Here is a 25206-nt window from a genome sequence, read left to right as displayed (position 1 = left end):
TTTAGTAATAAGGCGGTCAGCGGTTACGATACCGTGGCGTATTTCACTCAAGGCCAAGCGGTCAAAGGTGACAGCCAATGGACAACCGAATACCAAGGCGCGCAATGGCTGTTCTCATCCGCTGAGCACTTAGCGATGTTTGAAGCAGAGCCGGAAAAGTACGCTCCGCAGTATGGTGGCTACTGTGCTTGGGCGGTGTCTGAGAAGAGCGACTTTGCCCCTTCCGATCCTGAGCAGTGGGCGATTGTCGACGGCAAGTTGTACCTCAATTACAACGCGGACATCAAAGGGCGATGGGACAGCGCGCGCACTCTGCACATTCAACAAGCCGACCAAAACTGGCCAGGTTTGATTGCTCAATAGACCAGCGGCGAGTTGACGCGCCACGTTTGTTCATCAAGAGGATGTGATTATGTACGCCAGTCCATTTCGTTTACCACGTAAAACCCCGTTCGGTGTTGGCGAAAGAGCGCTTGAATGGGCGACCGGTTTGTCGCAGTTGGATGCCTTGTATCAACAAGCGGCGCTGCCACAAGACAGTTTTGAGTTTATGCATGAAGCGCTGGCGAGAATCGGCACTCAGTATTCAGTTGATCACGGCAGTGTGTCGTCCATTCCACAGGAAGGCCCTGTGGTGATTGTCGCGAATCATCCATTTGGCGGTATTGAGGGCATTATTTTAGCCTCGCTGGTGGCGCAAGTACGCAAAGATGTCAAAGTGCTGGCCAATGAGTTGCTTAAGCGGATACCAGAGCTCGATTCACTGTTCATCGGCGTGGATGTGTTCGGCGGTGAGCGGGCAAGAACCACCAATCGGCGCGCGATTGCTGAGGCCAATCAGCACTTAAAAGAGGGCGGAGTGCTGATTCTCTTTCCTGCGGGAGAAGTGTCGGCATGGCAAGCCGATGCGAAGCAAATCACCGATAAAGCGTGGAGCCAGTCGGTGGCGAAGTTTGTCCGCCATGCCGAGGCGACAACCGTACCTATTTTTATTCAAGGCATGAACAGCAAATGGTTCTATCAAGCCGGTCGTGTGCATCCGCTATTGAGAACGGCCATGCTTGGGCGTGAGCTGCTCAATAAATCCGGGCAGACGATTTCTGTTTCAGTCGGAGCGCCGATCCCGTTTTCTGAACTGCAACATTTCGATGATGATCAGCAACTGACCCACTATCTGCGGCTGAACACCTATTTGATGGGCAGTCGAGAGGAGAATACAGCAACTCGGCGATCTCCTGAAAGTGCCCAGCAGCCGATCATCGCCCCCATTGCAGTAGCAGAACTCGAGCAAGAGATGGCGACGCTCAGCGACTTTCAACTGCTCGAACAGGGCGAGTTTGTGGTCTACTGCGTGCCCACCGCGAGGATGCCGCGCATGATGCAAGAGATCGGGCGAGTACGAGAGGAGAGTTTTCGCGCCGTCGGTGAAGGCTCAGGACGCGGCTGTGATGTCGATGATTTCGACCCCAAATACCATCAACTCTTTGTGTGGCATCGCGGCGATCGCGCGTTGGTGGGCGCTTATCGACTCGGTTTGGTGGATGAGCTCACCGCGCAAGGCGGCATTGAGGCGCTCTATTCTCGCAGCCTGTTCGAGTACGATCACGCGTTTGTTAGCCAGTTGGGGCAATCCATCGAACTTGGCCGCTCAGTGGTCGCCGAGCAATACCAAAAAAATCTGCACTCCTTGCTGCTCCTTTGGAAAGGGATTGCGGTGTTTGTGGCGCGCCACCCTCGCTATACTCATTTGTTTGGACCTGTCAGCATTAGCAACGATTACAGCCCGGTGGCGCGCCAGCTCATCGCATCGGTGATGACGGTGCATCATTACGATCAAGACAAGGCGAAACTGGTTCGACCCACCACGCCACTGAAAGAGAGCGGCAACACCTTCTGGCGACCCGACATGCTCAGTTCATTGGCCGAACTGCCATTATTGTCGAAAGTGTTGCAGCGCTTAGAGCGTGGGGTAGGGTTGCCGGTCCTGTTGCGGCAATATCTGGGGCTAAATGGCAAACTGGTCTGCTTCAATGTTGACCCTACTTTTCATTTTGCTTTAGATGGTTTGATTGTGGTTGAACTGACGTCATTACCCGCCAGAACTTTGGGCAAATATATGGGCAGAGAGTGCGCGCAGGCGTATTTAAGCCACCATAACCGAAAGGCATGAGTCATAAACGATTCGACTAAACCGCGCGGGCTTATTGGCTCGCGCACGCTAAGTGCTGGGGTATACTGGCGCTTCACGTAACGGACGCTCATACCCTCTTAGATTGGATTTTCTCGCATTATGCCCCACATGATGACCTTGTGCTTGGCGCTTATCGCCTTTGCCGCCAACTCCTTCTTTTGTCGTCTTGCATTGGCAAGCGGCGCGATTGACCCGGGCAGCTTCACCTTGCTGCGTCTCTTCTCCGGTGCGGTCACTTTAGCCCTTTTACTGTTTATGCGCGGTCACTTTCACGGTAAGGCGTCGCTCGGTTTTCTCCGTTCGCCGCTCAGTTGGTGGTCTGCTATCGCTCTGTTTGTGTATGCGGTGTGTTTCTCGTACGCCTATACCGAACTCAGCACAGGGACGGGCGCGCTACTGCTGTTTGGTATGGTGCAAATGACGTTAATTGCCTATCACGTAGTCTCAGGCAATGCGCTGACTAAGCTGGAGAAAGTCGGTATTTTGGCCTCGGTGACGGGTTTTGTGGTTCTGATGCTGCCCTCCGCGCAATCACCGAGCCTTGGCGCAGCGAGTTTGATGTTGGCCTCTGGCGTTGCATGGGCGATGTTTACCGTGCTTGGCAAAAAAAGCGGTGTCGCATCCGTTGCGATTACCCACGGATTTATTCTCGCCAGCCTCCTCGCACTGCTCGCCAGCCCCGCGCTGCTTATGGATGTCACCCTAACCTCTTCGGGCGTGATGTGGGCGCTTGCCTCGGGTATCGCCGCCTCAGGATTGGGTTATATCCTTTGGTATCAAGTGCTCAAGCAGATCACCGTGCTCAAGGCCTCCATCGCACAACTCGCCGTTCCGGTGATCGCCTTTCTCGCCGGTTCTATTGGGCTTGGTGAGACCATCACCTTTAGTGCTGTATTGGCTTCGGCTTTGGTGCTTGGCGGGATTGCGGTGATTTTTGTGGCGAAGGCGGAGTGAAAGCGGTGAAGACTATTTGCAGATGTCGATGTTCGACTCTTCTTGGTTCGAAAGCCATGTCATCCGAGTCAAGCGTACGCTCCACCTGAAACAAGAACACCTATGTATAGAGGTGCTGCCCCTGATAGTGATAAGATCCCCGCGTCAAAATCAACGAGAAACACTATGTTCATCCATCATGTAAACGGTATCGACTGGCTGGTGATTACCGCTTTTGAAGAGTTTAAAACGTTATTTATTGAAGACGCAGGTGCGATACCCCGTTGCTTTTCTACCGCAAGCGAATTGAGTTTGATTGATCAAGCTAAGCGCACGTACGGTTATTTGCCTAGGCTCAGTGGCGTTATCACCGACACGGGGACTTTTCAAAGCCAAGGCAACCAAGAAGATCTGAACCCACAGCTCGCTTGTCTCGTAGAGGGACGTGGCCGAGTGTTTATCTATCACGGCGGCTTTGTCGCGTTTGTGGAAGACGAGCAGACGTTTATTACTCGGATAGATTGAGCCTTGATCAGGGCACTGAAATCACTGACTTTCCATCACTGCGGTTATCTCAATGCCGGGTTGTATTGGGTTAACGCGTATTTGGACAACACCTTCTTAGCTCATCTGCCCAAAGCTATCAGGTCAGATGAGGAAAAGTATCTTGTAGCCTTAAACACTTGTATGGCGCTCACCCCCAAAGGTTATTGCTTACTCAACAGGAACTTACGCAAATCTCGCTCAGCACGCATAACAAACAGAATATAGACTTTGTCACTGTCCTGTTTATAGAAAACACGACATGGATTAACGACAACTTCACGATAACTTAAATGTTCTAATTCTGGCGGAATACGACCTGATTCAGGGAAAGTTTCTAGGCGTTCGACTTTAGAGAAAATCGTTTGTACTAACTGCTTTGCCGCTACGACATTTTCAAGTGCTATGTATTCAGCGATATCATTGAGGTCAGATAACGCTGGCTCAGTCCAGATTATTTCAGCCATTTTGACATTTTGTCCTTGGCTTCATCATGACTCACCACTTTGCCGTCAGCTAGTGCGCGCTCACCTCGCGCAATACCCTCCAGAATAGCCAAACGATTTTGCATAAACTCGTAATCATCAACATCAACTAAATACGCGGATGGCTTACCATGTTCAGTAATTAACACTGGTTCTTTTGTGTCGTGGAGATCTGCGAGGATCTTAGTTGCTTGACGCTTGAGTGATGTAACTAGTTCTACTTTCATGAGAGCTGCTCCAAAGGAATACAAAAGTGATACTATTCTATCACTTTGAGTATAGCAAGCTCCATGACGGCCACTTGAGTAACTTGTTAGCTGATTAACTTAAACGTTTGAGTCAATTTGCAACTGCGAACAGTCGACGATATGGAAACCAATTTCTTTGTCACGGAAATCATATCCAATCGACCGATAATATTGAGTGTCGTGGGTATTTCCTCTTTGCGACGACCTAGTAAGTTCTTATTTTTTCATGTAATCGAAGATCATTTACACCCGAACCAAAGTCGACATATTCTACATTTGAGCCATCTATAGATTTTATGACATTATCAACGGCAGATTTGGTCGTTTGCGCAGCTAGTAAAATCTTCGGGTCACCAATTAAGATCGAACCATCATTCAGGTTGCAACAGCATCCCTTAACGCAATAGCGTCTTTGTACAATGAAACAATTGTATTGGATAGTTGATAGCCACCGTCGTCGGCAAGAGGCGCAAAAAGCGCCTTGTTGTTCATAACGAAATCAACCAACAGCTCAATAGAACCTTCTTTAATTTCTACTTGATAGTCAATTTGTTCACGTATATGTCTATCCGCTTTAGACTTTCCTAAACTAACAGCTATGAGTTGATATAGAATGTTTCGATAATTTGAAATAAGTACATCGAGAGAGCGTAGGCTAAAACTACCTCCAGTAAATGCCAAGCCTTTGGCATATATTCTCAAATCCTCTTTCATAATACTCCTATCTCAATTATGTAGGTGTCAGCTAACGCTTTATAGACGGACTTTTTCAGCCTTTGAATTCCGTATATTTTTCTGCCATTTGTTATGAAACTCAACTGATATCAGCCTGTTGTGTGAATCGACGTGTAATTTTGGGGGCGAGCTACGGAAAATTTCGTAGTATAAGAGATCAAAATACGGATTAGATTGACTTGGCCTATTGGTGTGCTGATCAGATATTCTGTTCGCAGGTCCTGAGAAGGAGCGAGGCAACAATGAGCTACGAAAAATTTCACAGTTACAGCCCATGAATAATGTTCAGCAGGAGATGTCTAGTCGCAAGATAACAGACTACTCATTTCTTTCTATTCTCTGTTTTAGCAGTGATTGCATCTCCCGACGCTAAACCCGCGGCAACCTGACCAAGAATTCAACTAGTCTACTTTTGGTAACCTAGACTCGCCTTTCCCTTCATGTATCTGCTCCAATGCAAAAAATTAAAGTTATATTAAACATTGGGTTAATGTAATTTTTATCAACCTTCAGGGTGGTTACTAAAAGTTAACTAATTGCACTCGCAATGTAGGTAACCATAATAAACCGCAACACAGCGACATTATTGCTCGCTTTGTCATACAGCCAATTATTGAAGGGTTAATATCATGAGTCACGTTCTAATCATTAACGCACACGAGCCATCTCCATTTTCTGAAGGCAAACTCAATGCGGCTTTAGTAGAGAAAGCTCGCACCCAGTTAGAATCAAAGGGTCATGACGTTCGCGTTGTCACAATGCAAGATGACATCGTAGTGGATGAACAACTGGCGAACTTTGAGTGGGCAGACCGAGTAATACTCCAATCGCCTGTCAACTGGATGACGATTCCGTGGTCTTTCAAAAAATACATGGATGATGTCTTCACGGCGGGAATGGGCGGTGCGCTGTGTGCTTTTGATGGTAGAACGCCGGAAGAGCCAAAGAAAAATTATGGAACAGGCGGCACTCGTACCAATACAAAATACATGCTCTCTTTCACATTCAATGCACCAGAAGAGTCATTTAATGATGATACTGAGTACCTATTCCAAGGTCGTAGTGTCGATGATTTGATGTTCCACATGCACGCAAACTTCCGCTTCTTTGGTATGTCTGCACTGCCAACCTTTGCTTGCTACGACGTGATGAAAAACGCCGACATTGAGAACGATTTTGCTCGCTTTGAAGCGCACTTAGACGCACACTTTTGAGAAGATTGTTCTGAGCACAGTGCTTTAAGTAAGGGACCCATATGAATAATACAATTAAGCTCGACATTGTTAGTGATGTTGTCTGTCCGTGGTGCATCATCGGATACAACCATTTAACAGCGGCGATCAAACAACTCGGCATTGAAGATCGCATCGAGATCGAGTGGCAGCCTTTTGAGTTGAACCCGGATATGCCTGCTGACGGTGAAAACCTTCGAGATCACGTTGCTCGTAAATATGGCAGTACCGCAGAGGAAAGTCACAACGCGCGCCTTCGTATCGCCAGCATTGGCGCTGAACATGGCTTCAAGTTTAACTACTTTGATGACATGAAGATGGTAAATACGTTTGATGCACACCTTTTACTCGATTACGCCAAGAGCTTAGGCAAGCAGACTGAGCTAAAATTACGTTTATTTAGCGCATTTTTCAGTGAACAGAAAGATGTCTCTGACCGTGAGATTCTCAAGCAAGAGCTCATCACTGTAGGCCTAGATCCTGAAGAAGGGATGCGCTGGCTAGATGATGTTCAGCGACGTAACTCAATCCGCAGTACTGAGAAACAATGGCAAGAACTGGGCATATCGAGTGTGCCAACGGTGATTTTCAACAGAGAACATGCGGTGTCTGGTGCGCATCCAGTGGAAGGTTACAAACAGATCTTAACTGAGTTAATGGCTCAGACGAATCAAAGCTAGGTTACTAAAAGTATACTGGTTGCAACTGGTCTATTAGTATCTTATCGTTTTTTCTAGTTAGTAATGACTTCAATCCCAGGAGCCGAGATGACTTACTCACAAAAACTCAAAGCGGGTGACGCTTTTCCTACATTTGAGGCAACAAAGCTGGATGGAACCACAGTCAAGCTAGGCCAGCCTCAAGGTGATGCAACATGGCAAGCGGTGTTTGTCTATCGTGGTAAACATTGCCCACTTTGCACTAAGTATCTGAATGAAATTGAGACCTATAAACAAGCCTTTAGTGAGGCGGGCGTTGATATTCTGGCTGTCTCTGCTGACTCGAAGCAACAATTGGAGCAACACCTAGACAAGCTCGATATCAGTTTCCCAATCGCCTACGGTCTTACTGAGCAACAAATGAAGACATTAGGGCTTTACATATCGCTACCACGCTCCGAAGCTGAAACCGACCATAACTTTGCAGAGCCGGGGGTGTTTGTTGTCAATGAACACGGCAACCTACACGTGGTTGATCTATCCAATAACCCGTTTGTCAGGCCAGAACTTGGAGCACTGACTCGAGGTTTGGCATGGATTCGCAATCCAGACAACCACTACCCTATTCGTGGCACGCTAGACTACTGAGCCGCTAGGTTAGAGATACAACAAGGCAACCGTTTTGGTTGCCTTGTTACGTTATAGAGGGAAGCGATGAAGGTTACGCACGCTATTTCAGCGGAACATTCATTATTTGAGTTGCACATTGTTGCTTTCAGACCATTTTCTCAATTCATCAAGAATCGATAACGCACTGCGGCCAAACTCAGTAAGTTCGTAGCTGACTGCCAGGGGTTTTTCATTGAGCACACGACGTATTACCATGTTTTCACTTTCTAGCTCTTTTAGACGCTGATCGACCATCTTCTTGCTAGCGCCGCCCAACATTCTGGACAGATCATTAAACCTCACTGGGCCATCTTTGAGATGGTAGATGATGGAGCCTTTCCATTTGGAGCCCAAAATCCTCATACCTTTTTCGATCGCACAAGGTTCGGAACAGGCATCAACAACGCTCTTACGCCCTTTTGGGTCAACTTCAACTTTTGCTTTCATACAGCCCCGCGTCATTTATCAGCAATGATAATAAAAACGTCACTCATAGTGATAGAAGACCCACTTCGAATAGGTGTTCGAGTGGGCACCTAATTGCAAGTCTATTCCGGTATATATTAGTTACCTAGAGATTGAATGCAATCAGTATACTTTTAGTAACCTTGTGCATGACGAGCGGTAACCACTGACATGAAAGTTATTGGTATGAATGAAATCAACCCGAGAGATCATCGGTAAACTTGTACAGTTCCTCAAAGAAAGCTTGCGCCACGGGAGAAAGTGAATCAAGTGGCTGCTTCATCACGGCATAGAACTGGCTAGTTAGAAACCATTTTTCTGGTTGCAATGGAACTAAAGATTGGTCGTAATGGCCACGATCAATCAAGTGAGAAGGCAGAAAGCTCAAATGGGTGCCAGCCAGGGTGAGAAGCACGCTAGACTCTACATGCCAACCATCGTAGGGCTTAACTGAGGCATATTGCTCGACGTTGAGGAGTTCTAACATTTCGTCCTTGGCGTAGCCGCCCATATTGATACGACAGCCATCAAGGGAAAAATCTCGGTCCATGATTTTATCGGCTAGATCGCGGCGTGCGTAGAGGTAGCTTCGTTCATCAAACAATGGGTAACTATGCTTGAAGGCAGGCTTTTGATGTGTCCCCAGTACCACGACCATGATATCAATTTGGTTTTTGCCGAGTTTTTCGTTGAGTTGAGTGAAATCACCGACTTCAATGCTCACTTCGACGCTATCGCTGCGCTGATAAAATGACTCAACTGCTTTAGGTAGTGGGTTATTGGGGAGTGTAACAGTGTTGTCTAAGCAGCCAATACGGACGTGCCCCGAGAGTTCAGTTTTCACACCTCGTAATTTATAAGCAAAGTCAATAAGGGTAGATTTTATCTGATTTGCATATTTATAGACTTTCTCGCCCTCGTGAGTCAGTTCGAACCCCTTTCTTCCACGTTGGCATAGTGTTAAATCTAGACTCTTTTCTAATGCAATAAGCTGATTGCTTAGTACGGGTTGACTAAGTCCTGTACTTGCAACCGCTTGGTTGATGCCTCCTTGCTCAACAATTTCACAAAAAAGCTCTAATCTTCGTAGGTCACGCTTATCTAACTTATTGTTTGAACTCATTTTAATTAATACATTTGTTTTTTGTTATGTTTAAACTTTATTATATTCATTTAATAATAAAAAATACACCAGTATGATTTATTCAGGCTAATGGAATAACAATGCAAGGATGCAGCATGAGTAAAGAAACATACATAGAAGAAGAGACGACAGAGCCAGGCCAAAAAACTCAGACTCACAAGGCAATCGATGACTTCGAGTTAGAGCCAGTGCCAGAAAAAGCCAAGCGGTCTTGGTGGGTGATAAGCCTCATTTGGTTAGCGATTGGTATCGATATTTCTGGGCTTTTCTTGGGCTCTATCCTCAGTAGTGGTATTGGTTTTGAAGATGCCCTTATTGCAACCTTTGTCGGCTCTGGCCTGCTCGCGGTGATTGCGATGCTGTGCGCTAATATCGGCTTTCAATCTGGTGTGTCTACGCCTTTAGTGAGTAGCGCCGTTTTTGGTCGTAATGGTGGTAAGATTCTTGGGTTTATCAACGGTATCTCGCTGGTCGGTTGGTTTGCGTTCCAAGCAGACTTCTTTGCATTCATCCTCGTTGATGCTCTGGCAAACTATGAGATTGTGGTGTCTCATCTATCTGCGCTGATTGGTGGCAGTATTCTGATGATGGCGACGGCAATCTATGGTGTCCGTGCTCTGGGTAAGCTCAGTACTTACTCTGTGCCTCTCATGGTCACCCTCATTACTCTTGGCTTGTTCATGGCGGCGGATTACAAAGGTGGTAGCGCCCCTTCAATCACCGACCCCCTAACGATGGGGCAAGCAATCTCGTTTGTGATGTCCATCTGGATCCTAGCTGCCGTCGCCGCGCCAGATATTGCTCGTTACGCGAAGACCCGTAAAGATGCGATCTTAGGTGCAGGTATTGGTTTTCTCGTTGGCAACAGTGCCATCATCCTTATCGCTCTTATTTTGACTAAAATGACCGGTACTGATGACCTAGTTGAAGTCTTCTTTAGCCTAGGCTTGGGAATGGCTGCCATCATCGTGTTGGTATTCGCTCAATGGACGACCAACAGTAGCAACCTCACGTCTGGCGGCCTATGTATGTCGATGGTATTGCCAAATGTGCCACGTCCCATACTAGTGATTTTGATGACGGTCGCGGGTATCGCTATTGCCCAATTAGGCATGGTGGACAAGTTCACTGAGTTCTTGATGCTATTGAGTGTCACTATCGCACCCGCAGCGGGCGTTTATATCGCACAGTACTATGTGCTTGATTCGAACAAAATGAGCTTTGAGAACATTCAACAAGTGCCGGACTGGATGCTTAAAGGTTTGGCATCTTGGGTGTTTGGTACTGTATTTAGTGCTTGTACGGCCCCAGAGTTCTTTGACCTATTCTCGTTGACCAGCATTTCAGCACTGGATGGCATTGTTGCTTCAGGCGTGTTCTATCTTGCTCTGATGAAGTTATTCAAGCAGCAAAATCTTCCTAAGTGAATGGATATTAAGTAATAAGGAAAGTTGTAGTGATTATTACTGAACAGATGATTGACGATATCGCTCTGGGTGCCACCGTACTTGGCACCGGAGGTGGTGGTGACCCATACAGCGGCGCGTTGATGGCCAAGGTGGCGATTGCGAATGCAAAGCAACCTGTGCAATTAATCGCTTTGGATGACGTGCAGGACGATTGGATGACCGTTCCTTCGTCCATGATTGGAGCACCGACGGTGGCAGTTGAAAAGCTGAACTCTAAAGATCAAATGCTTATGGCGTATGAGGCGATGGAGAAGGCGCTTGAAACCGAAATAGCAGCGACATTCCCGATTGAAGTGGGCGGCTTCAACTCACTCATTCCTATCTTGGTGGCAGCACAAAAGAACATCCCTGTCATTGATTGTGATGCGATGGGACGCGCTTTCCCTGAAGCACAAATGGTCACGTTCTTTCTTGATGGCTTGCCATCGGCACCCAATACCTTAGCTGACGAGCGAGGCAACGTGGTCGCGCTCTATCCGGTTGATGGAATTTGGTCTGAAAAGTTTGCTCGCCCAATTACCGAGCAAATGGGCGGCTCTGCAGCCATGTGTGATTACCCAATGGAGGGGAAAACCCTCAAGCGCAGTGCTTTGCCAGCGACGCTGAGCAAAGCGATGAAAATTGGTGAATCAATACGCCAAGCCAATGAGCGCAACCAAAGCGGCACTCAAGCGGTGTTGGATATTGTCGGTGGTCATATCCTGATTAGCGGCAAGATCGTTGATATTCAGCGCCAAACCGATGGTGGCTTTGCCACGGGTGGGGTGGTGATCGAGAAACTTGCTCAGTTTGAAGACTCGGGGGTGGATTTAGTCTTTGTCCAGTTCCAGAATGAGCTTCTACTCGCCCATAAAGGACGCAGTAGGGCGGATATGTCACAAGAGAAATTGTTGGCATCAACTCCTGACCTTATCTCGATCCTTGACCATGAAACAGGCAAGCCCATCACTACGGAACAACTGCGATATGGTCAGCGCATCGACTTAATCGCTTACCCTTGTGATCCGAAGTGGCGCACAGCGAAAGGGATTGAAGTAGCAGGACCAAACTACTTTGGTTATACCGTGGATTATCAGCCTATCGAACAATTGAAATCGGCGCTTAGAGGGGAGTAATGGGATGATAAACAATAGATTAGATTACTGCCGTCTGGGTATTGATGTTGGCGGCACGAACACCGATGGTGTGCTGCTCGATGCCGATCTCAACGTGATTGCCAAGATCAAAACCGCCACCACTCATGATATTTCAACCGGGATTGATAATGCAATATCAAAGCTATTGGAGCAGGTGAACATTGATGGCTCGCATGTCAAGCATGCGATGCTTGGCACAACGCAATGCACCAATGCGATTGTTGAGAAAAAAGGACTCGACCGAGTGGGTATGATCCGCCTCTCTTTACCTAGTGGTGATAGCGTTCCGCCATTGTGTGGTTGGAGCCAATCATGGCAGAGATTACTTGGTGAACACTTCTATCAAACGCACGGTGGATATGAATACGATGGTCAACTCATCGCTGAGATACAAGAGCAGCAGATCCGCGATGTCTGCCGAAAGATGAAAGATCAGGTTGACTCGATTGCCATCTGTGGTGTGTTCTCTCCGGTGAATGGTGATCAAGAGTTGAGAGCTGCTGTGTGGGTGGCTGAAGAGCTTCCGGGTGTGAATATCTCACTGTCTCACAAGGTTGGAAGCTTAGGCTTACTCGAGCGTGAGAATGCAACAATCTTGAATGCAGCGCTTCAAGGCACAGCCAAGCGCTTTGTTGACGGATTTTGCAGTGCTCTAGTCAATCACGGTATTCAAACAACGCCTTACTTTGGTCAGAACGATGGCACACTAATGTCACAGCAGTTCGCATTGTTGTACCCAATCTTAACCGTCGCTTGTGGCCCAACCAACTCTATTCGTGGCGCGAGTCATCTTACTAAACTCAAAGATGCCATTGTGGTTGATGTGGGTGGTACAACATCCGATATTGGCGTGCTTACCCACGGATACCCTCGTGAGTCTAGTCTAGCCGTCGAAATCGGAGAAGTGCGTACCAACTTCCGAATGCCCGATATTCTGGCATTAGCGATTGGTGGCGGAACCAAGGTCGCCATTGATCAAGAACATATCGTTCTGGGACCTGAAAGTGTTGGCCACACCTTGACTTCCGCGGCGCGCAGCTTTGGCGGTGATAAGCTGACGTTAACGGATGTCGCGCTAAAGACAGGCAACATGCAGTGGCAAGCTGCTCATCCTTTGACAGATAACATCGGCATTACTCAGCAGCAAGCAAAGGCGGTTTACCAACAAATGGTGCTTGATGTGGAAGAGGGTATCGACAAGATGAAAACCTCTGCTGCCAGTGTGCCTGTGATTATGGTCGGGGGGGGCAGTGCGCTTTTCCCAGACCATCTCGAAGGGGTAAGCCAAGTGGTTCGTCCAGAACATTTTGAAGTTGCTAATGCGATTGGGGTTGCTCTTGGGGAGATTTCCGGGCAATTCGATAAAATAGTACCGATTGAACCCACTTTGCGTGAAGAAGTGTTGCTAACACTAGAAGAGCAGGCAAAGCAGTTAGCGATTGAAGCGGGTGCATGTGGGGAGAATGTCTCCATTATCGAGCGCAGTGAAATTCCACTGAGTTATCTGCAGGGCAATATGGTTCACGTAAAAATCAAAGCGGCTGGGCATATTAAGATGAACTAGTCAGGGCTCGATAGAACGGTCTCTAAATTATGATGCGACTTGCTCATACACGTAGCATCTCTCACTCATCGGGTTACTTTTTTAGGTTGCTGGCTACAAATAATAAATTTTCGTTATTATTTTTATAACTATCGATAATTTTTCATTTTGTTTGGTCGTCCTTATACTTCTCTCTATCGAAACAAAACACGCAACAAATAAATCAGTTTTTGGAGAAAGTTATGAAAATGAACCACGTTGGTATCATGGTGGGTGATATGGACAAAGCGGTCGAGTTCTACACGAAAGCACTCGGTCTTCGCATTGTGATGAACAACACCAAAGTGATCGAAGAGCGCGAATCTGCGATCGGTCGTATGTGTATTGCTGTCTTTGGTGAAGGCTTTAAAGGGTTTAACATTGCTCACTTAGTGACAACCGATGGGATCGGTGTTGAGCTGTTTGAAATGGTTGACCGTGAAGAGCGCCACAAGGTTGATTTCTCTCGCCTAGGTATCTTCCACTTCTGTCTTCAACTCCCTAAAGAGCAATTTGAACCAGCGATCAAGCGCGTAGAAGAGTTTGGCGGTAAAGTGCGCATGGATATTCACCGTTACCATCCTGAAGATGATTCTAAGCAAGCGCAAATGGTGTACCTAGAAGACCCGTTTGGTAACTTATTTGAGTTCTACTCGCACTCTTATGAAGACACTTACGCGTCTGATTACGAGTAATGCGTTGACTTGCTAAAGCGATGATGTTCGTACCCACTAGAGATTTGCTCTAGTGGGTATTTTTTTATCTATACGAGTTTGGTGCTGTCTGTATCGCTAGGGCTACCGCAGCTTGTATTGCGTGGGACAATAGGCCCGTAAAACGCGTGGATCTCGGCGTTGGAGGTGTTTGGTTGCCCGTCCGCTGACTCTTGCTCTCCAAAGCTTAAAACTGCGTGGTTTGAGGTGGAGACGCATCAACTGAATAACAGCGGATTCATTGAGACCAAATTGCCACTCAATGGCCTCAAACGGGGTTCGGTCTTCCCAAGCCATTTCGATGACTCGGGATTGCATTTCTTGAGATAGATTCATTAATCACTCGCAGAGGTTTTTTGACCTTTTACGCGTTGAGATGGACCTTGGTTCAAGTCTGGCGAGTGAAACGCTTTAACCTTTATGGCGTTTGGCGACTAAGGTAAATTTGTAGTCACTCGACTTAAAGTAGTTTCGGCTGTACTCAAACACGACATCACCAAGCAGGTAGCCTCGTGTGCGCTTTTCTATGATGGGGTCGGCTGGGTTTATGCCCAGTAGTTCGGCAATATCTTGCGGAGGTAAAACGGGAATGATCTCTTGTTCGCTGCGATCAATGACCAATCCTTTCTGCTTTTCAATATAGTCGTATTTTGACCCTTGCATCACTTGGTAGGTCAGATCAGGGAACATGGCGGTAGGCATCCAGGTCTCTTCGACGGTAATGGGGTTGTTGTCAAGAAAGCGAACGCGCTTGATATAAAAAATACGCTCTCCTTCTTTGATGTCGAGGTGTTCAGCCATCGTCAGCGATGCGGCTTGAATTTCAAAAGACAACACATCACTGTGAGTGACCCCATCTAAATGCGCCCACTTCTCTGCAAAGCTACTCTGTTGGTAGATGTCGTAGTTAACTTTGTTCTCTTTGACGTAGGTGCCACTGCCTTGAATGCTCTCCAGCTCTTCATTTTCGACCAGCAGTTTTAACGCTTGTCGAACCGTCACGCGGCTGACGGAAAAGGCTTCTCTCAGCTGTGCTTCAGTTGGAAGAGCTTGACCGACTTTGTACTCTCCCGAGCGGATCTTTTCTCGTATCGCATCTGCGATTTGTCGATACATTGGCAGTCTTGCCATGTGGACCTCGTTTGCTACTCACCCTTTGAGACAACACCTGCTGTACTGAGTCCCAAATACGCTATATTTTAGAGGTATCATACGAATTTAGTGCAATATGACAAGTGGTTGTTTGTAAGTTATTCCTTTGCTGATAATACAACATTAATACATATATTGACGCAAATGAGATCTCGATCATGGATCATTTGTATTTAAGATGTATTATTGGGCTCATTGTTGAACAGACAACAATACACGAATGAGACAATGGGACAAAAGTTATGAATTTGACATCTCTTACCAACCCATCGCTGATCAACCTACAAACGACGTTTAACAGTCGTGATGAAGCGATAAAAGCGCTTGCTGAACAACTAAACCAACAAGGCAAGCTGCATGATAAAGACGAGTTTCTCAAAGCGGTGTTTGTACGCGAGGAACAAGGCCCAACGGCGCTTGGCGAAGGCTTAGCTGTACCTCATGGCAAGACGGATGCGGTCAAAGAGGCGGCGTTTGCCGTCGCGACCTTAAAACAGGATCTCAAGTGGCAAGGATTAGATGAAGAAGAAGAGGTGAATCTGATCTTCCTTATCGCGATTCCTAATGCAGAAGCTGGGTCGACGCACATGCATTTGCTCACTGAGCTGACGACCACATTGGTCGATGATGACACACGTGAAGCGGTCCTTAATGCGACAACAGTAGAACAAATTCTCACGCTACTCAGTAACGAGCAAGAGACACCTAAAAAACAAGACAACTTAGATACAAATGCGCCGACAATTGTCTGCGTCACTGCCTGTCCTGCGGGCATCGCGCATACATACATGGCAGCAGAATACCTTGAGAAAACGGGTAAGAAGTTGGGCTATCACGTACATGTCGAGAAGCAAGGCGCAAATGGCATTGAAGATAGGCTCACCGCAGAGCAACTCAACAAAGCCACGGCTGTCGTGTTTGCTGCTGAAGTCGCCATTAAAGAAATCGAGCGTTTCAACGGTATTCCGCGTGTTGAAGTTCCCGTGGCAGAGCCTATCAAGCATTCTGAGCGTATTTTGCAACAGGCTGTCGAAGCAGGTAAAAAAGGTATCGGGGCTGAGCGCACTATCGCGACCGACGATAAACCAAAAAAACTACCACTGAAAACTGAGCTCAAACAAGCGCTGCTCTCTGGTATTTCTTACGCGGTACCTCTGATTGTGGCTGGCGGTACGGTCCTTGCTGTCGCTGTTCTTATCGCGCAAATTTTTGACTTGCAAGACTTATACGCCACCCAAGATTCTTGGCTTTGGATGTACCGCAAGTTGGGCGGTGGCCTACTAGGGACACTTATGGTGCCTGTTTTAGCGGCGTATACGGCTTACTCATTGGCGGATAAACCCGCTCTCGGTCCCGGTTTTGCAGCGGGTATTGCCGCGAACTTGATTGGCTCAGGCTTTCTGGGCGGCGTCGTTGGCGGTTTGATTGCAGGTTACGTGATGCGCTGGGTGAAAGAGAACATTCGTCTCAGCCCTTCATTTAAAGGCTTTTTGACCTTTTATCTCTACCCTGTCATCGGTACGCTCGTTGCGGGTTCTTTGATGTTGTTTGTGATTGGTAAGCCAGTCGCATGGTTAAACCAAGGGCTCACAGATTGGTTGAACGGTTTATCCGGTACTAATGCGTTGCTGCTTGGCGCGGTCATTGGTTGCTTTGTCTCCTTTGACTTGGGCGGGCCGGTCAACAAAGCCGCTTATGCATTCTGTCTAGGCGCGATGGCAAATGGTGTTTATGGCCCATACGCTATCTTTGGCTCGGTCAAAATGGTATCGGCGTTCACTGTTACAGCGTCTACGCTTCTTGCTCCTCGTCTATTTAAGGACTTTGAAATAGAAACGGGCAAATCCACTTGGCTGCTTGGCCTTGCTGGCATCACGGAAGGCGCCATTCCTATGGCGATCGAAGATCCTATCCGAGTGATTGGCTCCTTCTTACTGGGCTCAGTGGTGACAGGCGCGATGATTGGCGCGGCGGGGATCGGCCTCTCCACCCCAGGAGCGGGTATCTTCTCTCTCTTCTTACTTCATGATTCGGGATTAGGTGGCTTTACCGCCGCGGCTATCTGGTTGGGCGCAGCGCTCATTGGTACAGCCATCTCGACTATCACTCTACTTATGTGGCGAGCACATGCGGTAAAAAAGGGCAAATTTGAAGCCCAGGTCGCTCAGTAAGCCGCACTCTCTCTAAATAAAAATAATAACTCAGGGCACAGGATAACTGTGCCCTCATTTAGCACACCTATTCCCTTGGTATACAACGAATTCAACACTGCAATGCAGTTCGAAAGGTACACAAAATGACTACATCACGCGTTCATATTACTCCTCACATGCACTGGGATCGCGAGTGGTATTTCACCACCGAAGAGTCACGCATTCTTCTGATCAACAATATGGAAGAAATCATGCAACGTCTGGAGAGCGATCCCAAGTACAAGTATTACGTACTGGATGGCCAGACCGCCGTACTGGAAGACTACTTCGCGATCAAGCCGGAAAACAAACAGCGCGTTCAATCTCTTGTAGAAGCGGGCAAACTGATTATTGGTCCTTGGTATTCGCAAACCGACACGATGCAAGTATCGGGTGAATCGATCGTTCGTAACATGCTGTATGGCATGCGTGATTGTCTGGCGTTAGGGGAGCCAATGAAGATTGGCTACTTGCCCGATTCATTCTCCATGAGCTCACAACTGCCTATGATTTACAACGGCTTCGGAATTGACACCGCCATGTTCTGGCGTGGTTGTTCTGAGCGTCATGGGACCAACAAGACTGAGTTTGTATGGCAGTCTAACGACGGTTCTGAAGTTCTGGCACAAGTGCTGCCATTAGGTTACGCGATTGGTAAATACTTACCTCAAGATGAAGCAGGTTTGCGTGCGCGTCTTGATAAATACTTCCCGGTATTGGAAAAGCCATCAGTTACCAAAGATATTTTGTTACCCAATGGCCATGACCAGATGCCGATCCAAAAAGACATCTTTGAGGTGATGGACAAGCTGCGTGAGATCTACCCTGAGCGCGAATTTATGATGAGCCGCTTTGAGGAGGTGTTTGACCGCATTCGTGAGGAACGCGACAACCTAGATACCGTCAAGGGCGAGTTTAATGATGGAAAGTACATGCGTGTTCATCGCACCATTTCTTCGACGCGTATGGACATTAAACTGATCCACGCTCAGGTTGAGAACAAGATTGTGAACATTCTTGAGCCCTTAGCTTCTATCGCATGGACACTCGGTTTTGAGTATCACCACGGTCTGATTGAAAAGATGTGGAAAGAGAGCATGAAGAACCATGCACACGACTCGATCGGCTGCTGTTGTTCTGACAAGGTGCATGCGGAAATCCTCAACCGTTATATTCTCGCGGATGATATGGCGTCGAACCTCATCAACTTCTACAAGCGCAAAATCGTTGATCACATGCCTGAGCGCGAAGGGTGTGACAAGCTTGCGCTATTCAACTTGTCGCCCTATGAGCGCGATGAAGTGATCAACACCACGATTACGATTCGTGCCGATGCGTTTAACTTGTTTGATGACCAAGGCAAACCGGTTGAGTACTACATCCAAGATCAGCGTGTGATTGATCCTGGCAAGATTGACCGTCAAATCGTTCATTACGGCAACTACGATCCGTTCATCGAATATGACATTCAAATCAAACACGCCGTTCCTGCAATGGGTTACACGACATTGCATATTGAAGCCAACCAAACCGGCACACAAAAAGGTGTGGATACCCCAGATCAGGCGCAGGTGATGGAAAACGAGTTTTACCGCATCCAAGTCAACGCCAACGGAACACTGACTATTTTTGATAAAGAAACGCACATGACGTTTGATCAAGTGCTGCGCATTGAAGATGGTTCGGACGATGGTGATGAATACGATTATTCGCCGTCGCGCAAAGAGTGGTTGCTCTATTCTGATGAGTTTGATGCCAACACGTCGGTAAAACATGAAGGATTCCAGTCCGTTGCAACCATCGAAACTCGCATGGAGGTACCCGCAGATTTGACAGAACGAGAGGCTCGTAGCGGTCAAAATGGCTATGTGCATGTCCAGTGCCAAGTGGTGCTTGCGCAGGGCTCTCGCCGTATTGATGTGCGCATGCTGGTGGACAATCAAGCCGACGACCATCGAGTTCGCGTGTTGATTCCAACGCCATTTGTTTCAGAGCACGTTGTGGCTGACAACCAGTTTGGTTTGATTACTCGTCCAACGAATGACCCAGCGATGGCGGTGTGGGAGCAAGAAGGTTGGAAGGAAGCGCCTGTTCCTGTCTATCAATTGATGAACTTCGCTGCCGTGGAAAATCAGGCGGGCGGTATGGCCATCATGACTAACGGTTTGCGCGAGTTTGAAGTGATCGCAAGCCAAGGTGACGATCAGCGTGACACTTTCGCGCTCACCTTGCTTCGTGGTGTGGGTGTATTGGGTAAAGAAGAACTGTTGCTGCGTCCTGGTCGTCCATCAGGCATTAAAATTCCTACGCCAGACTCCCAAACCCGTGGACCGTTGGAGTGCCATTTCGCGCTGTATGGATTTGCGGGCAATCACATTGACGCCAACATCATGGCGCATGCACGCGATAACGTCACACCGATTGAGTGCTACAACAAGATTCCTTACAACGCAATGAAGTTGAATGTGGGTGAGCAAGACAAGCCGTTAACTTACTCACTACTGAGCAAGTCTCAACAAGGTGCGGTGCTCAGTGTGTTGAAAAAAGCGGAAGACGAGGATGCCTTAATTCTGCGTGTCTATAACCCAGCAGAGAGCGGTGAGATAGAAGACTGCGTGTCATTCACGCGTCCAGTCCGCTCATGGCGTGAAACAGGCTTGGATGAGCAAGTGAAAGAGAGCGAAGTCGAAATGCAATCATTCGCAACGCTTAAAGCCTGCCAAGCCAAATCGTTCCAAGTGAAATTTTAACTCCGTCGTGAACCCAATGAGCCTGCGTTCTCGCAGGCTCTTGTTAAGCTGTTGTGAGAAGCATCATGTCGATTTTTAAACTAGAAAACGTCATTCAAAACTACGCTTGGGGAAGTAAACATGCCATCTCCAAGTTGTTTGGTATTCAGAACCCTAACGATGAGCCGCAAGCGGAAATTTGGATGGGTGCGCACCCAAATGGCTGTTCTAAAATTGCCGCTACGGGAGAGTTGCTGTCAGAGGTGATCGCGAAAGACAGCAAAGGCATGTTTGGAGATTATACGGCTGCTCGTTTTGGTGAGTTGCCCTATCTGTTTAAGGTACTGGCGGCAGAAACGCCGTTGTCGATACAGGTCCACCCGAGCAAAGAGAGAGCACAACAGGGCTTTGAGAGAGAAAACGCCTTGGGTATTGCCCTAGATGCGCCAAACCGTAACTACAAAGATCCGAATCACAAGCCGGAGTTGGTGTATGCGTTAACCTTCTACAAAGCCATGAATGGTTTTCGTCCTATCGCAGAGATCATCGCGCTGTTTAATGAAGCCAACATAGCGTCACTAAGCCAAGAATTGGCGCAGCTTAAGCAGCAACCCAATAGCGATTCGCTCAAGTGCTTTTTTAGCGCGATTATGTCACTCGAGGGCGCTGCGAAGCAGTTTGCTCTTGAAGAGCTGTATGCCGCGATTGAGCGCCCTGCAAAAACCGCTATGTCACGTGAAGCATTTCAGTACGTTGCGGATTTTAAACAACACTATAAAGATGACATTGGCTTGTTCTCACCCTTGTTGTTGAACACGGTTGAGTTGGCGCCTGGAGAGGCGATGTTCTTACATGCGGAAACACCTCACGCCTATGTACAAGGGACAGGGCTGGAGATCATGGCAAACTCTGATAACGTTCTACGCGCGGGGCTGACGCCGAAATACATTGATGTTCCAGAGCTGATAGATAACACGCGTTTTGAGCCTATTGAACCTCGCCACATTAAGCTGGAGCCCGTGCTTAAAGAGGGTAAGTTGAGTTATCCGATTCCTGTCGATGATTTCGGTTTTGATGTTCTGTCTGCGACGGATGAAGTGAAATCCATCTACCTGCGCAGCGCAGAAATTTTGTTTTGCGTTGAGGGTGAAGCGGTCATCAGTGCCAATGATGAACACGTCACTCTGCGTCCAGGAGAGTCGGTGTTTGTCAGCCATAATTCTAACGTTTACCAATATCAAGGGAACGGTATCTTGGCTCGTGCTTACAACTAGTGCCCCCCGGACGGTTGTCAGTAATAAAGGTACCAGAGCCTAAACGGGTAGGTTCTATTTAGGCTCAGTATTGGTTTGATGGTCGCTCACAACTCTGTCGAACGCAGTTTGACCATGCCGCCGCAAGGCGGTTTTTTTACGTGTTGGATTCCGGTCATTCTCCGCGTTCAAAGCAGCGCTTTTATCTCTTCCAACTTGGCAACAATCGCATTCTTGTCCAAGGGCTGGGCGACTTTCATCGCGCTACTCTCTCGTTGGAGGAGGGTAACAGGTACGGTGATCTGGGCACGCTGGTGAGGGCCTCTGTTGTCACTCTCAATCGCGATCTTGACCGCTTGTTGACCAATGGTGAAAAAGTCTTGCTCGACAGTGGTGAGGGCAGGGGTGAAATAGGCGCTGTCCTGTTGACCATCAAAGCCCACCACCGAAACGTTATCGGGTACACGAATACCATGTTCATTGAGGGCGCAGAGAACGCCCAGCGCCATTTGGTCACTGGCCACTAAGACCGCATCGAATGAGAGACGCCTTGCAAGGGCGGTTTTGATGGCCAAATAGCCGCTCTCAGCCTGCCAGTTCCCAGTTTCACACAGCACTACTTGCGCTTGATGGTTTGAGAGGGTCTCTTGCCAGCCTTGTAAGCGTAGGGATGACGCCGTGGACTCTTGTGGACCTGAGATCAGCACAAAACGCTCGCGACCACAGTGAATCAAATGCTGGGCCGCAAGACTTGCACCCTCATAGTGAGCGGCGCACACCGAGTGGGCTGGCGTATCGGGCGGAACGTCGATAAAGACTAAGCGAAGCTGCGAGAACTTCTCGACCAAGTGCACCGCTTGGCCACTATCTAATGGGGCATTGATAATGATGGCGTCCACTTGCTGCGCCATCAGCTCACGAATGGCGCTTTTCATCGCGTCCATGTCTGTCTGGCTGACCACAGAGAGTGCGGTGCCATAACCCAACTGTTGCGCTTGTTGGCGAATGCCACTGTCAATCAGCGCCACGCCATGCAACGAGAGATCCAATGACACCACGCCCACCATATGACTTTTCGCTCGGCTGAGCATTTGAGCGCCCTTGTTGGGCACGTAGCCCAACGCCTTGATCGCTGCGTTGACTTTATCGCGTGTGGCAGGGGAGACACTGTCAGCACCATTGGTGACACGTGAGACAGTCTGCGTTGATACACCGGCCAATTTTGCGACATCTTTAAAGGTGACGGACATAAAAACACCACTCCAATATCACGAACTTAATGTGATCATAACACGACACTTTTGTTTTCGGAAACAAATTGAAGTGGTGCACAGTCTTGTCAGTATGATGTTAATATTGATCACATTTACAGGCTGGTTTTGTCGTGTCGCGAGTGAAAGTTAGCACAATGAACCTATTCATTATGTTTGCGAAAACATCAAGAGGGTGTATGAGCCAATTTATTCATTTATCAAGTCAACAACACAGTGTGATCATTAAAGTGGATCGCGTTCCTGAGATTCTTCATTGGGGAGCGAAGATTGCTCAAATCGATGAGGATTTACTGCTCTCTACCGAGCGACCAATATCTCAAGCTCGACTGGATGTCGATGTGCCTTTGTCCTTGTGTCCTGAACTCGGTAGTGGGCATTTTAATGCACCGGGTATAGAAGGGCATCGTGATGGAGAAGACTGGGCACCGGTTTTCCAGGTGACGGGAGTCTCTCACAACGATCACAGCGCAACATTTGAGCTCAGTGATGATGTCGCAGGGCTCGCGCTCACGATTGAGTTACGACTAGATCCTGTCAGCGATGTGCTGCAAAAACGTGTTGCGGTGAAAAATGTGGGTGCATCAACCTATTACCTTGGCAAGCTCTCGTCGACCCTACCCTTGCCGAATCACGCGAATGAACTGATGACCTTCCACGGCCGTTGGTGTCATGAGTTCCAAACTCAGCGTCAGCGCTTTGAACATGGTGGCTTTATGCAAGAGAATCGCCGTGGACGTACCTCTCACGAGAATTTCCCAGGCTTGTTTGTCGGAACCAATGGCTTTAGTGAGCAGCAAGGTCAGGTGTGGGGTGTTCACCTTGGTTGGAGTGGCAACCATCAAATGCGCGCTGATGTGCGAAGTGACGGACGCCGTTTTGTTCAAGCGGGTGAGTTGCTGCTCTCTGGTGAAATGCGCTTATCGCCCGGCGACGTTTACCAATCACCTTGGCTCTATGGCGTGTACAGCCAAACCGGTCTCAACGGTATTTCTGAGCGCTTCCATCAGTTCGTGCGCTCTCATATTGTGCGTTTCCCTCAAACCAAGCCTCGTCCAGTGCATCTGAATACGTGGGAGGGCATCTATTTTGACCACAAGCCGGAGTACATCATGCAGATGGCCAGCGAAGCGGCAGAAATGGGCGTGGAGCGATTCATTATTGATGATGGTTGGTTTGTGGGCCGCGACGGTGAGCGAAGCGCCCTCGGAGACTGGTATCTGGATGAAAACAAATACCCCGATGGGCTCGAGCCAGTGATTGCACACGTTAATGATAAGGGCATGGAGTTTGGTTTGTGGGTGGAGCCTGAAATGGTGAGCCAAGATTCCAATCTCTACCGCGCACACCCTGATTGGGTGCTGGGCTTACAAGGCTATCATCAGCCGTCAGGTCGCTGGCAGTATGTGCTAGATCTGCAAAATCCGCTCTGCTTTGAGTACCTCTATGACAGGCTTAACGATCTGTTAAGCCGCTACAACATCACCTATCTTAAGTGGGATATGAACCGTGAATTGGTTCAACCTGGCCATCAAGGCAAACCGGCGGTGCATGGTCAAACCAAGGCGCTTTATCGCTTGGTGTATAAGTTACTTGAGTCACATCCAACAGTGGAGATTGAGTCTTGTTCATCGGGCGGTGGACGTATTGATTTTGAGGTCTTAAAACGAACCCATCGTTTCTGGGCGTCAGACTGCAACGATGCGTTGGAGCGTCAAACCATTCAGCGTGGCATGAGCTACTTTTTCCCACCGGAGGTGATGGGGGCGCACATTGGCCCCGCTGAGTGTCACTCAACCAACCGTCGTCACAGCATCAACATGCGTGGTGTGACTGCTTTGGGTGGACATATGGGGGTTGAACTTGATCCCGTGTCGGTCAGCAAAGAAGAAAAAGCCGCCTTTGCGCACTATATCGCCTTGCATAAACGCTATCGCCATTTGTTGCATCACGGCCGCTCATTTCGCATCGACCCTGCTGATGATCGCCAGCACATCTATGGCGTGGAAAACGGCGAAGAAATGCTGCTGACGGTGTGTCAATTGGCGATGCCGAATCACGCGCTACCTTCGCCGCTGCGTGTCAGCTGTGTGGATGAACACGCGCGTTATGAAGTGACGATCGTCGAAATGCCGCAAACCAGCTTCCAACTGATGAAACAAAGACCGAAATGGTTGGATAAGACGCTGAAATTAAGCGGCGACAACCTCAAAGAAATTGGTGTGACTTTACCCATTTTAGACCCGGAATCGGCGTTGATTGTCCATCTGAAAAAGACCCATTAACGTCACAAGTTTACCATCACGCTAGGCTTTGCCTGCTGAGCTTCTAAGCAGACCCCCGGCACGGTTTAGCGTGATCCCCTACATAACGAAAAAGCGATCCCCAAGCGCTAATTAGAATAT

23 protein-coding genes are annotated in these 25206 nt (G+C 48.2%); 15 read left to right on the top strand and 8 right to left on the bottom strand.

The window, feature by feature from the left end; all coding sequences use genetic code 11:
- The 4 genes from AC6R1O_RS01520 to AC6R1O_RS01505 form a co-directional block, all read left to right on the top strand.
- The coding region (locus AC6R1O_RS01520) for a YHS domain-containing (seleno)protein (protein WP_500656384.1) at positions 1-363 on the top strand (363 nt) is incomplete at its 5' end.
- A gap of 49 nt (positions 364-412) precedes the next feature.
- The gene (locus AC6R1O_RS01515) at positions 413-2170 is read left to right on the top strand and encodes a bifunctional lysophospholipid acyltransferase family protein/GNAT family N-acetyltransferase (RefSeq protein ID WP_500656383.1); all 1758 of its coding nucleotides are present in this window, start codon (positions 413-415) and stop codon (positions 2168-2170) included.
- 120 nt (positions 2171-2290) lie between these two features.
- A complete protein-coding gene (locus AC6R1O_RS01510; protein ID WP_500633403.1) occupies positions 2291-3145 on the top strand; it encodes a DMT family transporter in 855 nt (284 codons plus the stop codon).
- A gap of 165 nt (positions 3146-3310) precedes the next feature.
- On the top strand, positions 3311-3649 hold the full coding sequence (locus AC6R1O_RS01505; RefSeq protein WP_500633404.1) for a cytosolic protein: 339 nt from the start codon (positions 3311-3313) through the stop codon (positions 3647-3649).
- Between the two features lie 182 nt (positions 3650-3831).
- Here the strand turns inward: AC6R1O_RS01505 and AC6R1O_RS01500 are convergent, their stop codons facing one another.
- The 3 genes from AC6R1O_RS01500 to AC6R1O_RS01490 all read right to left on the bottom strand — a co-directional run bounded on the left by AC6R1O_RS01500 (position 3832) and on the right by AC6R1O_RS01490 (position 5114).
- Positions 3832-4134, bottom strand: coding sequence for a type II toxin-antitoxin system RelE/ParE family toxin (locus AC6R1O_RS01500; protein ID WP_086495638.1), 303 nt, complete (start codon positions 4132-4134; stop codon positions 3832-3834).
- Positions 4122-4379, bottom strand: a complete 258-nt coding sequence (locus AC6R1O_RS01495) for a type II toxin-antitoxin system Phd/YefM family antitoxin (protein ID WP_005448240.1) — start codon at positions 4377-4379, stop codon at positions 4122-4124. The genes AC6R1O_RS01500 and AC6R1O_RS01495 overlap by 13 nt, the downstream gene beginning before the upstream one ends.
- 396 nt (positions 4380-4775) lie before the next feature.
- Positions 4776-5114, bottom strand: coding sequence for a hypothetical protein (locus tag AC6R1O_RS01490; protein WP_500656382.1), 339 nt, complete (start codon positions 5112-5114; stop codon positions 4776-4778).
- A gap of 650 nt (positions 5115-5764) precedes the next feature.
- On the opposite strand from AC6R1O_RS01490, the gene AC6R1O_RS01485 reads away from it, so the two are divergent.
- The 3 genes from AC6R1O_RS01485 (at position 5765) to AC6R1O_RS01475 (ending at position 7674) form a co-directional block, all read left to right on the top strand.
- Complete coding sequence (locus AC6R1O_RS01485; protein WP_500656381.1) at positions 5765-6349, top strand: NAD(P)H-dependent oxidoreductase; 585 nt, start codon at positions 5765-5767, stop codon at positions 6347-6349.
- Positions 6350-6390: 41 nt separating this feature from the next.
- Complete coding sequence (locus AC6R1O_RS01480) at positions 6391-7047, top strand: DsbA family oxidoreductase (protein WP_500633407.1); 657 nt, start codon at positions 6391-6393, stop codon at positions 7045-7047.
- Positions 7048-7134: 87 nt separating this feature from the next.
- The gene (locus tag AC6R1O_RS01475; protein ID WP_500637216.1) at positions 7135-7674 is read left to right on the top strand and encodes a peroxiredoxin family protein; all 540 of its coding nucleotides are present in this window, start codon (positions 7135-7137) and stop codon (positions 7672-7674) included.
- 102 nt (positions 7675-7776) lie between these two features.
- On the opposite strand, the gene AC6R1O_RS01470 is transcribed toward AC6R1O_RS01475, so the two are convergent.
- Both AC6R1O_RS01470 and AC6R1O_RS01465 read right to left on the bottom strand, forming a co-directional pair.
- On the bottom strand, positions 7777-8142 hold the full coding sequence (locus AC6R1O_RS01470; RefSeq protein WP_334553241.1) for a winged helix-turn-helix transcriptional regulator: 366 nt from the start codon (positions 8140-8142) through the stop codon (positions 7777-7779).
- A gap of 214 nt (positions 8143-8356) precedes the next feature.
- On the bottom strand, positions 8357-9283 hold the full coding sequence (locus AC6R1O_RS01465) for a LysR family transcriptional regulator (protein ID WP_500630904.1): 927 nt from the start codon (positions 9281-9283) through the stop codon (positions 8357-8359).
- A 101-nt stretch (positions 9284-9384) separates the two neighbouring features.
- Here AC6R1O_RS01465 and AC6R1O_RS01460 point away from each other — a divergent pair, with 101 nt between their 5' ends.
- The 4 genes from AC6R1O_RS01460 to AC6R1O_RS01445 all read left to right on the top strand — a co-directional run bounded on the left by AC6R1O_RS01460 (position 9385) and on the right by AC6R1O_RS01445 (position 14186).
- Positions 9385-10731: a purine-cytosine permease family protein gene (locus tag AC6R1O_RS01460; RefSeq protein ID WP_500630903.1), complete on the top strand. Its 1347-nt coding sequence runs from the start codon at positions 9385-9387 to the stop codon at positions 10729-10731.
- 29 nt (positions 10732-10760) lie between these two features.
- Positions 10761-11888, top strand: coding sequence for an S-methyl thiohydantoin desulfurase family protein (locus AC6R1O_RS01455; protein ID WP_500656380.1), 1128 nt, complete (start codon positions 10761-10763; stop codon positions 11886-11888).
- Positions 11889-11892: 4 nt separating this feature from the next.
- Complete coding sequence (locus AC6R1O_RS01450; protein ID WP_500656379.1) at positions 11893-13473, top strand: hydantoinase/oxoprolinase N-terminal domain-containing protein; 1581 nt, start codon at positions 11893-11895, stop codon at positions 13471-13473.
- Between the two features lie 221 nt (positions 13474-13694).
- Complete coding sequence (locus AC6R1O_RS01445; protein WP_334553242.1) at positions 13695-14186, top strand: VOC family protein; 492 nt, start codon at positions 13695-13697, stop codon at positions 14184-14186.
- A gap of 102 nt (positions 14187-14288) precedes the next feature.
- Here AC6R1O_RS01445 and AC6R1O_RS01440 read toward each other — a convergent pair whose 3' ends face one another.
- Together AC6R1O_RS01440 and AC6R1O_RS01435 are read right to left on the bottom strand one after the other, a co-directional pair.
- The gene (locus AC6R1O_RS01440) at positions 14289-14540 is read right to left on the bottom strand and encodes a TIGR03643 family protein (RefSeq protein WP_500630900.1); all 252 of its coding nucleotides are present in this window, start codon (positions 14538-14540) and stop codon (positions 14289-14291) included.
- A 75-nt stretch (positions 14541-14615) separates the two neighbouring features.
- Positions 14616-15335 (bottom strand): GntR family transcriptional regulator, encoded by a 720-nt coding sequence (locus AC6R1O_RS01435; protein ID WP_487902768.1) that lies wholly within the window; start codon positions 15333-15335, stop codon positions 14616-14618.
- 263 nt (positions 15336-15598) lie between these two features.
- On the opposite strand from AC6R1O_RS01435, the gene mngA reads away from it, so the two are divergent.
- From mngA to manA, 3 genes are all read left to right on the top strand, one after another.
- Complete coding sequence (mngA, locus tag AC6R1O_RS01430) at positions 15599-17527, top strand: PTS 2-O-a-mannosyl-D-glycerate transporter subunit IIABC (RefSeq protein ID WP_500637213.1); 1929 nt, start codon at positions 15599-15601, stop codon at positions 17525-17527.
- A gap of 125 nt (positions 17528-17652) precedes the next feature.
- Complete coding sequence (gene mngB / locus AC6R1O_RS01425; RefSeq protein WP_500656378.1) at positions 17653-20298, top strand: mannosylglycerate hydrolase; 2646 nt, start codon at positions 17653-17655, stop codon at positions 20296-20298.
- A 65-nt stretch (positions 20299-20363) separates the two neighbouring features.
- Complete coding sequence (manA, locus tag AC6R1O_RS01420) at positions 20364-21551, top strand: mannose-6-phosphate isomerase, class I (protein ID WP_500656377.1); 1188 nt, start codon at positions 20364-20366, stop codon at positions 21549-21551.
- Positions 21552-21718: 167 nt separating this feature from the next.
- Here manA and AC6R1O_RS01415 read toward each other — a convergent pair whose 3' ends face one another.
- Positions 21719-22780, bottom strand: a complete 1062-nt coding sequence (locus tag AC6R1O_RS01415) for a LacI family DNA-binding transcriptional regulator (protein ID WP_500633414.1) — start codon at positions 22778-22780, stop codon at positions 21719-21721.
- A 200-nt stretch (positions 22781-22980) separates the two neighbouring features.
- Between AC6R1O_RS01415 and AC6R1O_RS01410 the strand changes: the two genes are divergently transcribed.
- The gene (locus AC6R1O_RS01410; protein ID WP_500656376.1) at positions 22981-25086 is read left to right on the top strand and encodes an alpha-galactosidase; all 2106 of its coding nucleotides are present in this window, start codon (positions 22981-22983) and stop codon (positions 25084-25086) included.
- Positions 25087-25206: the final 120 nt, after the last annotated feature.

The organism is Vibrio sp. R11-SG3-ISO3-SZ (genome assembly GCF_059834345.1).
The sequence above is the reverse complement of the archived record's forward strand: the minus strand, read 5'-3'. Positions and strand labels throughout refer to the sequence as shown.

What these genes read in the sequence shown, in the direction of transcription:
- AC6R1O_RS01515 (WP_500656383.1), top strand. Translation starts at nt 413, where the DNA reads ATGTACGCCAGTCCATTTCGTTTACCACGTAAAACCCCGTTCGGTGTT.
- AC6R1O_RS01510 (WP_500633403.1), top strand. Translation starts at nt 2,291, where the DNA reads ATGCCCCACATGATGACCTTGTGCTTGGCGCTTATCGCCTTTGCCGCC.
- AC6R1O_RS01505 (WP_500633404.1), top strand. Translation starts at nt 3,311, where the DNA reads ATGTTCATCCATCATGTAAACGGTATCGACTGGCTGGTGATTACCGCT.
- AC6R1O_RS01500 (WP_086495638.1), bottom strand. Translation starts at nt 4,134, where the DNA reads ATGGCTGAAATAATCTGGACTGAGCCAGCGTTATCTGACCTCAATGAT.
- AC6R1O_RS01495 (WP_005448240.1), bottom strand. Translation starts at nt 4,379, where the DNA reads ATGAAAGTAGAACTAGTTACATCACTCAAGCGTCAAGCAACTAAGATC.
- AC6R1O_RS01490 (WP_500656382.1), bottom strand. Translation starts at nt 5,114, where the DNA reads ATGAAAGAGGATTTGAGAATATATGCCAAAGGCTTGGCATTTACTGGA.
- AC6R1O_RS01485 (WP_500656381.1), top strand. Translation starts at nt 5,765, where the DNA reads ATGAGTCACGTTCTAATCATTAACGCACACGAGCCATCTCCATTTTCT.
- AC6R1O_RS01480 (WP_500633407.1), top strand. Translation starts at nt 6,391, where the DNA reads ATGAATAATACAATTAAGCTCGACATTGTTAGTGATGTTGTCTGTCCG.
- AC6R1O_RS01475 (WP_500637216.1), top strand. Translation starts at nt 7,135, where the DNA reads ATGACTTACTCACAAAAACTCAAAGCGGGTGACGCTTTTCCTACATTT.
- AC6R1O_RS01470 (WP_334553241.1), bottom strand. Translation starts at nt 8,142, where the DNA reads ATGAAAGCAAAAGTTGAAGTTGACCCAAAAGGGCGTAAGAGCGTTGTT.
- AC6R1O_RS01465 (WP_500630904.1), bottom strand. Translation starts at nt 9,283, where the DNA reads ATGAGTTCAAACAATAAGTTAGATAAGCGTGACCTACGAAGATTAGAG.
- AC6R1O_RS01460 (WP_500630903.1), top strand. Translation starts at nt 9,385, where the DNA reads ATGCAAGGATGCAGCATGAGTAAAGAAACATACATAGAAGAAGAGACG.
- AC6R1O_RS01450 (WP_500656379.1), top strand. Translation starts at nt 11,893, where the DNA reads ATGATAAACAATAGATTAGATTACTGCCGTCTGGGTATTGATGTTGGC.
- AC6R1O_RS01445 (WP_334553242.1), top strand. Translation starts at nt 13,695, where the DNA reads ATGAAAATGAACCACGTTGGTATCATGGTGGGTGATATGGACAAAGCG.
- AC6R1O_RS01440 (WP_500630900.1), bottom strand. Translation starts at nt 14,540, where the DNA reads ATGAATCTATCTCAAGAAATGCAATCCCGAGTCATCGAAATGGCTTGG.
- AC6R1O_RS01435 (WP_487902768.1), bottom strand. Translation starts at nt 15,335, where the DNA reads ATGGCAAGACTGCCAATGTATCGACAAATCGCAGATGCGATACGAGAA.
- mngA (WP_500637213.1), top strand. Translation starts at nt 15,599, where the DNA reads ATGAATTTGACATCTCTTACCAACCCATCGCTGATCAACCTACAAACG.
- mngB (WP_500656378.1), top strand. Translation starts at nt 17,653, where the DNA reads ATGACTACATCACGCGTTCATATTACTCCTCACATGCACTGGGATCGC.
- manA (WP_500656377.1), top strand. Translation starts at nt 20,364, where the DNA reads ATGTCGATTTTTAAACTAGAAAACGTCATTCAAAACTACGCTTGGGGA.
- AC6R1O_RS01415 (WP_500633414.1), bottom strand. Translation starts at nt 22,780, where the DNA reads ATGTCCGTCACCTTTAAAGATGTCGCAAAATTGGCCGGTGTATCAACG.
- AC6R1O_RS01410 (WP_500656376.1), top strand. Translation starts at nt 22,981, where the DNA reads ATGAGCCAATTTATTCATTTATCAAGTCAACAACACAGTGTGATCATT.